7 protein-coding genes and 2 pseudogenes are annotated in these 8,760 nt (G+C 44.7%); 6 read left to right on the top strand and 3 right to left on the bottom strand.

The features are described 5' to 3' along the window. Positions 1–40 precede the first annotated feature (40 nt). Positions 41–169 carry a YlcI/YnfO family protein gene (locus IM477_RS15240; RefSeq protein WP_079207831.1) on the bottom strand — a complete coding sequence of 43 codons (129 nt, stop codon included), beginning with the start codon at positions 167–169 and terminating at the stop codon, positions 41–43. Between the two features lie 397 nt (positions 170–566). Here IM477_RS15240 and IM477_RS15235 point away from each other — a divergent pair. The 6 genes and pseudogenes from IM477_RS15235 to trpE form a co-directional block, all read left to right on the top strand. After that, positions 567–842, top strand: a pseudogene (locus tag IM477_RS15235) (pentapeptide repeat-containing protein); the annotation flags it as partial. A gap of 127 nt (positions 843–969) precedes the next feature. Further along, complete coding sequence (locus IM477_RS15230; RefSeq protein WP_147072363.1) at positions 970–1,557, top strand: anthranilate synthase component II; 588 nt, start codon at positions 970–972, stop codon at positions 1,555–1,557. A gap of 61 nt (positions 1,558–1,618) precedes the next feature. Beyond that, on the top strand, positions 1,619–2,428 hold the full coding sequence (locus tag IM477_RS15225; protein ID WP_287673342.1) for an MBL fold metallo-hydrolase: 810 nt from the start codon (positions 1,619–1,621) through the stop codon (positions 2,426–2,428). Between the two features lie 110 nt (positions 2,429–2,538). Beyond that, the gene (locus tag IM477_RS15220) at positions 2,539–4,176 is read left to right on the top strand and encodes an ABC transporter permease (protein ID WP_287732410.1); all 1,638 of its coding nucleotides are present in this window, start codon (positions 2,539–2,541) and stop codon (positions 4,174–4,176) included. A 168-nt stretch (positions 4,177–4,344) separates the two neighbouring features. After that, positions 4,345–4,770 (top strand): photosystem I reaction center subunit II PsaD, encoded by a 426-nt coding sequence (locus IM477_RS15215; protein WP_002796771.1) that lies wholly within the window; start codon positions 4,345–4,347, stop codon positions 4,768–4,770. A gap of 417 nt (positions 4,771–5,187) precedes the next feature. Beyond that, positions 5,188–6,708 carry an anthranilate synthase component I gene (gene trpE, locus IM477_RS15210; protein ID WP_287732409.1) on the top strand — a complete coding sequence of 507 codons (1,521 nt, stop codon included), beginning with the start codon at positions 5,188–5,190 and terminating at the stop codon, positions 6,706–6,708. A 271-nt stretch (positions 6,709–6,979) separates the two neighbouring features. Here the strand turns inward: trpE and IM477_RS15205 are convergent, their stop codons facing one another. Together IM477_RS15205 and IM477_RS15200 are read right to left on the bottom strand one after the other, a co-directional pair. After that, complete coding sequence (locus tag IM477_RS15205; RefSeq protein ID WP_287732411.1) at positions 6,980–8,218, bottom strand: PulJ/GspJ family protein; 1,239 nt, start codon at positions 8,216–8,218, stop codon at positions 6,980–6,982. Positions 8,219–8,637: 419 nt separating this feature from the next. Further along, a pseudogene (locus IM477_RS15200) lies at positions 8,638–8,760 on the bottom strand (zinc ribbon domain-containing protein); the annotation flags it as partial.

Here is an 8,760-nt window from a genome sequence, read left to right as displayed (position 1 = left end):
TTGAAAACCCCGCCCTTTAGCGGAGCGGAGGGCGGCTTGATTACTTTAACTTTTTAATCCAATCCCTGACAACTTCGGCAGCAGAAATTTGTTTTTGTTGAGCATACCGTTTTAGTTTTTCTAGTTCTTCGTCAGAAAGTCTCACTTGTAAGATATTAGGTCTTGACATTGTGTTGTCAGTAGACTACAATACCAGCAGACCAAAGGTAGCCTCCTTTAAGTTAAACCGCCCGTGAGCGGTATAAAAAACACCAGGACGCTCATGCCAGTGGTTGGGCTTCCTTGCACAGAGGAGCGAATAACCTCTTAAAAAACGTATGGACTCTAACGAGTACCGAAAACTAGCACCCATAACCCTGAAAACTCAAACTGTAGGGTAGGGCATACCCGAACAGTATAATCTATGCTTGGGGAGATAAGGCCGCTAGGGGTCTATTGCTACTGGCTCGATATTTGCATCTTTAGATGGGGTATTTGGTCGTAGGGTGAAGGTTACACTTCCTTTAGATTTTTAAGCCCTGTCGTTGAACCAAGAATCCCCGTCCGTTTTACGGTGGGGATTGTCAACCTATAGCATTCTCACCGAGGCTGTCCTCTTAAAAGGAGCCGATTTAACCGCCTCTTTGGTAGATAGAGTCACCCTCGATTTTGCCGATTTAACTAATACTATTTTTACCGATGCGATCGCTACTCGCAGCCGTTTTTATGACACGATTATTACCGGGGCTGATTTCACTAACGCGGTAATTGATAGCTATCAGGTCAAGTTAATGTGTGAACGGGCCGATGGGATTAATCCGGTCACGGGAGTGGCCACCAGAGATAGTTTAGGCTGTAATTAGCAATTCCGGGCAGATTCTAGCTGACTGCTCAAAAATAGCCTACCCCCTACACCCCGGCTATCTCGATCGAGACAGCCGGGATGTAGAATAAAAATACTGAGCGAGGCTAAAGAAAGGAGAGAGACTCTTGATAATCGTCATCGATAACTATGATAGTTTTACCTACAATTTAGTCCAGTATTTGGGAGAATTAGCCTCCGAGTTCCCGATCGCCGTGCCGATCGAGGTCTATCGTAATGATAAAATCGATCTGGCCACGATCGAACAAATGCGGCCGGATGGGATTGTCATTTCCCCCGGTCCAGGTCGTCCGGTCGATGCGGGCATATCTCTGGAATTAATCGCCAAATTTGGCCCCTATATGCCGATTTTGGGGGTCTGTCTCGGTCATCAAAGTATCGGTCAGGTATTCGGAGGGGATGTGGTCTGGGCCCCAGTCTTGATGCACGGCAAAACTTCGCCAATCTATCACAACAATGAAGGGGTATTTCAAGGCTTAGAAAATCCTTTTACTGCCACCCGTTACCATAGTTTAGTGATCGAGCGCTCCACCATGCCAGATAATTTAGAGATCACGGCCTGGGTAGAAGATGGCACGGTCATGGGAGTCCGTCATCGGGATTACCCCCACATTCAAGGAGTACAATTTCATCCCGAAAGTATTTTAACCACTGCCGGCAAGGAACTTTTAAGAAACTTTCTGCGATCCCTCTAGTGTTTACTAATCCCCAACCCCTGAAATTAACCTTAACTTGATTAATTCTGCATCTACATTTATGAAAAGGCGAGATTTTATCTTATCGGCGGGGACAAGTTTCTTAACCGTGGGAGTAAGCTCAGTTTTAGCGGAAACTAAACCCAAACCCACCAACCCCACTTCCCCCCAAAAACCCGATAATTCCCTCTTAGTTCAATGGTTGGGTCATAGTTGCTTTTTATTCACCGGAGGAGGGCAAAGAGTCCTAGTTAATCCCTTCCGGGCGATCGGTTGTACGGCGGGTTTTCCTTTGCCAAAAGTAGAAGCAGATATCGTTTTAATTAGTAGTCAACTGTGGGATGAAGGGGCGGCCGAGGGTTTACCCGGTAATCCGAAAATTTTGTTTGAGCCGGGGGCCTATGATCTGGGTAAATTAAAATTACAGGGCATTAGTATTGCCCACGATCGCATGGGGGGGCAACGTTTCGGTATGAATGTGGCCTGGCGTTGGACCCAGGCGGGGATTAGTATTGTCCATTTGGGGGGGGCAGCAGCCCCGCTCGAATTAGAACAAAGAATTCTCCTAGGTTCGCCGGATTTAGCTTTTATTCCCGTGGGAGGTGGTCCAAAAAATTATAATCCCCAAGAAGCAAAACAGGCGATCGAAGTTTTACAGCCGCGAATTGCTATACCAACTCAATACTTTACCAGTGCCGCCGATAAAAATGCCTGTGAATTGGTGTCTGTAGATGAGTTTCTCAAGTTAGTCAAGGATAAAAATATCCGTTTAATCGAGGACAATAAATTACGGATTCGTGCCGCCGATTTACCCCAAAAAGGGACTCTCATTCGCGTGTTTGACTACCGCAAGCTGTTACAGAAATCCTAATTTTTAGGAGCCAATGACCTAGGCCTATTGATTAACTAATTTTACTCGATAGACGGTGCTGTATATCATCTCCTAGTTCTCTAAAAATTGCTTTAACAATCTTATTAAAAATGTTTTTTCTGAAAGAATCTCGCTCTTTTTTTAGACAGGGATGGACAATTGCGGTTTTACTAATTGCCCTGCTTGTGTCCCTGCCGATTTTATCGGTTGCCAGTAGTTTATTAACTAATTCCAGTCAAGTCTGGCAACATCTGATCGAAACTGTTCTCTGGGATTATCTAGTTAATTCTTTTTGGTTAATGTGCGGGGTGGGCAGCGGCGTTTTAATCATCGGTGTCGGCACAGCTTGGTTAACAACGATGTGTCAATTTCCCGGTTGTCAACAATTTCAATGGTTATTATTACTACCCCTTGCCGCTCCTGCCTATCTCTTGGCCTATACTTATACCAATATGATGGACTATTTTGGTCCGGTGCAGACGTTCTTAAGAAGTGTTTTCGGTTGGAATAGTGTCGAGGATTATTGGTTTCCTAGTATCCGTTCTCTTTGGGGGGGGATTCTGATGTTAATACTGGTGCTTTATCCCTACGTTTATCTGTTAGCAAGGGTCGGTTTTTTAGAGCAATCTGTCTGCACGGTGGAGGCAAGTCGCTCCTTGGGATGTAATCCTTGGCGCAGTTTTTTTACTGTCGCTTTACCCCTAGCAAGACCGGCAATTATGGCGGGATTAGCTCTAGCTTTAATGGAAACTCTTAACGATTTTGGTACGGTGCAGTATTTCGGAATTAATGCTTTTACCACGGGGATTTATAATACTTGGTTCGGTATGGGCGATCGCATAGTAGCGGGGCAGTTATCAACAGTTTTAATGGTATTTATCCTCGTTTTAGTTTTCCTTGAACAATCCTCCCGTCGTCAAGCTCGTTACTATGAAATGACCAATCGTTTCCAGTCACCGACTAAGTACGAACTAGGATTGGTTCGGAGTTTTTTGGCAATGATCGCCGGTTTTTTACCAGTATTTCTTGGGTTTATCGCCCCTGCTTTCTATCTGGCCTATCTAGCCTTTAATCATGCCCAAGAAACTTTTAATAATGACTTTCTTAGTTTATCGGTAAACAGTTTTTTTCTGGCTAGTTTAAGCGCAATTATTGCGGTAGTTTTAGCTTTAATTATCGCCTACGGGGAAAGACTTAATCCGAATAAAACTCTTAAGGGTTCTGTGCGGATTGCGGCGGCTGGTTACGCTATCCCCGGCATTGTTATCGCGGTGGGGGTTTTAATTCCTATCGGCAAATTAGATAACTTTTTCAATCAAGTATTAAATATCAATTTAATTCTGAGCGGCACGATTTTCTGTCTGATTTTTGCCTATATTGTCCGGTTTTTAGCCGTAGCTTTTTCCACATTAGAATCGAGTTTAAGTAAAATTAAACCTAGTTTAGATGATGCTTCCCGCAGCCTTGGCTATGGCACTGGTGCCACTTTAATTAAAGTGCATATTCCTCTTTTGTCGGGGGGATTATTGACGGCGGCTATGTTAGTTTTTGTCGATGTGATGAAGGAATTACCTGCTACTTTGGTCTTAAGACCTTTTAATTTTGATACCCTAGCGGTGCGCGTTTATCAATACGCCAGTGATGAACGTTTAGTGGAAGCGGCGGCACCGGCCCTGGCCATTGTCTTGGTGGGATTAATTCCGGTAATTTTTTTAAGTTGGCAAATTTCCCGACGGGCGATCGATTAAGGTGGTGGCCGATTCCTAGGCAAGTTGGCGATCGGCCAAGAGCTTAGTTCTATAGTCTAGTACAAAATAATGTTACAGTTCTTGACAAGACTACTAGAGAGAGGGGGTGTCAGTGATAGGATTCCCTAAAACCCCTTTTGTTTATTTTTGTAGAGAGAACAAAATCCTATGACAGAACTTTCTGGAAAAGCTCCTAAGTTCGGTGGCAGCACGGGCGGTTTACTCACCAAAGCCGATCTGGAAGAAAAGTACGCCATCACCTGGACAAGCAGCAAAGAACAAGTCTTTGAAATGCCCACCGGTGGCGCCGCTATCATGAACGAAGGCGAAAATCTCCTCTATTTGGCCCGCAAAGAACACGCGCTCGCTCTTGGTACCCAATTGCGGACGAAATTCAAGCCCAAAATCGAAGATTACAAAATCTATCGGATTTACCCCAGTGGTGAAGTGCAGTATCTCCACCCTGCTGATGGTGTCTTCCCCGAAAAAGTTAACGCCGGTCGTGAATTTTTCGGCAAAAAAGACCGCAATATCGGCAAAAACCCCGAACCAGCGACAATTAAGTTCTCTGGTGTCACTCCCTACGAAGCATAAATAATCCCTAAAATCGAGAGTGGGGAGTTAGATTTAGAAGCTATTTGGCCCTAAGATTTAACTTCTGACTCTCGATTTCTCTTATAGCAATCGGCAATTAATTGCTAGTTAGGGTTTGCTGAAAAAGTTTTTCCTGGGGTTAGGAGTTAGGAGTCAGTATTCTCCGAGTCAGGAGATAGGGTGGTCACTGCGTGCGCGTTGCGGGGGGTTTTGGGGTTTTGGGGTGTTAGGGTGATGAGACAACTTCCCCACTTCCCCACTACCCCACTACCCCACTTCCCCACTACCCCACTTCCCCACTTCCCCACTACCCCACCTCTCCACTTCCCCACTTCCCACTCCTTCATAATTCATAATTCATCATTCCGTTTTCTCCCCTACAAGTGTTGTGCTATCCGTTTCCTGAACCATCAAAATATGATCTTCCCCGACTTCGATCGCTTTCGTCAACTCGCTGGCCAAGGTAACTTTATTCCTGTCTATCAAGAATGGATCGCTGACCTAGAAACACCCGTTTCGGCCTGGTATAAAGTTTGTGCCAATCAAGCCTACAATTTTTTATTAGAGTCGGTGGAAGGGGGCGAAACCTTGGGACGCTACAGCTTTTTAGGAGGTGATCCCGTCTGGGTATTAGAAGCGCGGGGAAACACCACTACCCAAAGTTTTCGCGATGGTTCTCAAGAGATTTTTTCGGGGGATCCTTTCGAGATTTTAACCCAATGTTTAGCCCCGATCGTGCCGGTTAAATTGCCGCAATTACCCGCCGGAATAGGGGGTTTATTTGGTTTTTGGGGTTATGAATTAATTAATTGGATCGAACCGCGAGTGCCTATTTATCCCGCTACCGATGCCGATCTACCGGATGGTATTTGGATGCAGGTGGATAATCTGATTATTTTCGATCAAGTTAAACGGAAAATCTGGGCGATCGCTTATGCCGATATCCGGGGTAAAAATCCCGATTTAGCGGCCGCTTATCAAGCGGCCTGCGATCGAGTGACACAGTTAGTTCTGAAGTTACGATTACCCCTACCAACTAATGCCAAAACCCTGGAATTATTACCCGTTGGTCAGGGGAAAGAATTAGTCTATGAAAGCAATACAACTCAGGAAAAATTCTGTCAAAATGTCTTGAAAGCGAAGGATTACATCAAAGCGGGGGATATTTTTCAGGTGGTTATTTCCCAGCGTTTAAATGCCAATTATCAGGGTCATCCCTTCGATTTATATCGTTCCCTGCGTCTGATTAATCCTTCTCCTTACATGGCTTTTTATAACTTTAAGGATTGGCAGATTATTGGCTCTAGTCCTGAAGTGATGGTTAAGGCAGAACGGGACGAATTAGGTAAAATAAAGGCTACGGTCAGACCAATTGCTGGCACCCGTCGCCGGGGACAAAACTTGAGTGAAGATCAAGCTTTAGCAACGGATTTATTGCAAGATCCCAAAGAAATTGCCGAGCATATTATGTTAGTGGATTTGGGGAGAAATGATCTAGGTCGGGTGTGCGATCGAGGTACGGTCAAAGTGGATGAATTAATGATAATTGAACGTTATTCCCACGTTATGCACATTGTTAGTAATGTGGTCGGGGATTTAGCAACAAATAAAAGTGCTTGGGATTTATTAAAAGCTTGTTTTCCCGCGGGAACCGTCAGTGGGGCCCCGAAAATTCGCGCTATGGAAATTATCCATGAATTAGAACCCTGTCGTCGTGGTCCCTATTCAGGGGTTTATGGTTACTACGATTTCGAGGGACAGTTAAATAGTGCCATCACAATTCGCACTATGATTGTTCGTCCCCAAGGTAATCAAAATTATCTGGTTTCTGTGCAAGCGGGAGCAGGGTTAGTAGCCGATTCTGAGCCGGAGAAAGAGTATGAAGAAACCCTCAACAAAGCGAGAGGTTTATTGGAGGCAATTCGCTGTTTAAGTTAGATTTTTAGCCTAGGATCGTCCTTTAGACTTTTTTCCCATCAAAAAGTGCCAGTGATTGGAGTGATCGGGGGGGAAATTTAGGCACTTTTTCCCTGAAAATGGGTAAAACCCTACACCCCACACCCCACACCCTACCCCCAGGAAAAACTTTTTGCCGCAAACCCTATTTAACCTCATTCCAGTTAAGGGGATTTGGCCATGATTTCCGAGAAGGAATAGGGTTAACTAACCAGGATAACATCAAGGTTTCAGCTTATTGCCATAAGTTTAGCTACTGGGGCTCAATGGTTACTAAAATCTGATAGGAGTTTGGTGGAGTCGTTTTAGTCGTAAACACGAATAAAATTTGGTTCTTAGTAAGACTGTTGCTGCCTGGAGGTAAATTGTTGCTATCAGAGGTATATACCTCTACGGTTTGCTTTGTAGGGTCTTCATAAACATTACGCAACCCATCCACAAAAACCACAATGCCATCTCCAGCATTTGCCAGAACAGGTGAACCCAAAGCTCCTTCCGGTTTCCCAGGCAAATCTTTGTCAGGTGCAGTAACAACACCGCAGGAAGAACTGAATGTACAAGTTCCTCCTGTAATAACTTCAGCTGTAACAGTTGCCGGCACGGTAACGATGGGTAGAGTTGGTGTGGTAGACCCGGTACCAGGTGTCTTATAAAAAGGAGGAGTAGGGGTGGGAGTAGGGGTGGGAGTAGGGGTGGGAGTAGGGGTGGGAGTAGGGGTGGGAGTAGAGGTGGGAGTAGGGGGGGTAATTACCAAGCAAACTGTTTCACCACAGATAGCTCTCGAGAAAACTCTGGTACTGACAGAGTATTCAACTTCCTCATTGGTAGTCATCTTTACCTGAGCGTTGGCATTCAAAATCACTTGATTACCACCCGTGTGAACACAGGCAAAAAAACCGTCCACAGTACTGCTAGGGGCGACGATTGGGTTAAAATCCGTAGGACAATTGGGGTTATTAGCAGTCGCTGCTAACATATCGGTGACGGGGGAATGTTGCCAAGTAGCAACATTTGCGGGGGTGATGTAGTTGCCCTTATCGTCCAAGTTTGGACCAAAGCGCCACAAGACTCGCGGACCGGTCAAGCTACTTTCAGGGCCGGTGGTATAGTAAACGATCTGTTCATTGAGCGGAGCCTGACTGGGATTGTTGGGGTCGGGAATTCTGAAAGCAAGAACTGCTTTCGCTGCTGTGGGTAATTCAGTACTCGTGATCGCTGTTTCAGAATTAGCGATAATTCTTGCTCGTCTCACTTCATCTGAAACAAACTCTAGAGTACGATTAAGATTATTCCGGATTTCACTATCGGCATTAGCTCGATAGTTACTTCTGAGCAGGTTAATCGAGCCAATTCCCGCCACCAAGACGGCAATCAGCATCATCAAACCTGCCAGTAAGACTTCTGTAATCGTGAAACCCTCTTGCAGACGACGATGAGCGGATTTTTTCTGCAAACGACCTAAGTGATTGATGTACTCTAAATAAAAACGCATAGCTTTAACCTGTCCCGATTCCCATTTTATATACTTGCCTAAATATTTAACATTTATTGCAGTCACAGAGATTTTATTAAACTATCGGTCAATCAAGTCGAAAAGGGTTTTCGGAAACCAGTGAAAATTTACTACTACCTACTTCCTTGACAATTTCCCCAGAAAACTCCCGATGAAAAATGTCTTGACCTAACTAACTTCACCACTAACTACACAATAGACCGAGAAAATCCTCTAGATAGTGATTTAGGTATGGCCAAAAATGTGATTTTGGTTACAGCTATTAATCGCTTTTGGGAGTAAGTGATTTTACAGGTGAGTTTTTCCGTACACTTGTATTGGTATGATTGTTGACCCTCAAGGATATAAGAAGGCACAAGGACTGGTTACAATCAAGGATGATTGACATACTCCCACCGTCAAGCTACGCTGTGACGGGGGATTCTTGACCTATCACTATCGGAAATTCCTTGTTCAACGAGACAGCTTAGATTCTCAATGTCTCCATTAAGAATCCAGAGGCCGGACTCTCCCAAGGCGTT

The sequence above is a fragment of the Microcystis sp. M090S1 genome (genome assembly GCF_020246295.1).
Classification (GTDB): domain Bacteria; phylum Cyanobacteriota; class Cyanobacteriia; order Cyanobacteriales; family Microcystaceae; genus Microcystis; species Microcystis aeruginosa.
Note: the sequence above shows the minus strand (reverse complement) of the source record. Positions and strands in the feature narration are given on the sequence as shown.

What these genes read in the sequence shown, in the direction of transcription:
- IM477_RS15240 (WP_079207831.1), bottom strand. Translation starts at nt 169, where the DNA reads ATGTCAAGACCTAATATCTTACAAGTGAGACTTTCTGACGAAGAACTA.
- IM477_RS15225 (WP_287673342.1), top strand. Translation starts at nt 1,619, where the DNA reads ATGAAAAGGCGAGATTTTATCTTATCGGCGGGGACAAGTTTCTTAACC.
- IM477_RS15220 (WP_287732410.1), top strand. Translation starts at nt 2,539, where the DNA reads ATGTTTTTTCTGAAAGAATCTCGCTCTTTTTTTAGACAGGGATGGACA.
- IM477_RS15215 (WP_002796771.1), top strand. Translation starts at nt 4,345, where the DNA reads ATGACAGAACTTTCTGGAAAAGCTCCTAAGTTCGGTGGCAGCACGGGC.
- trpE (WP_287732409.1), top strand. Translation starts at nt 5,188, where the DNA reads ATGATCTTCCCCGACTTCGATCGCTTTCGTCAACTCGCTGGCCAAGGT.
- IM477_RS15205 (WP_287732411.1), bottom strand. Translation starts at nt 8,218, where the DNA reads ATGCGTTTTTATTTAGAGTACATCAATCACTTAGGTCGTTTGCAGAAA.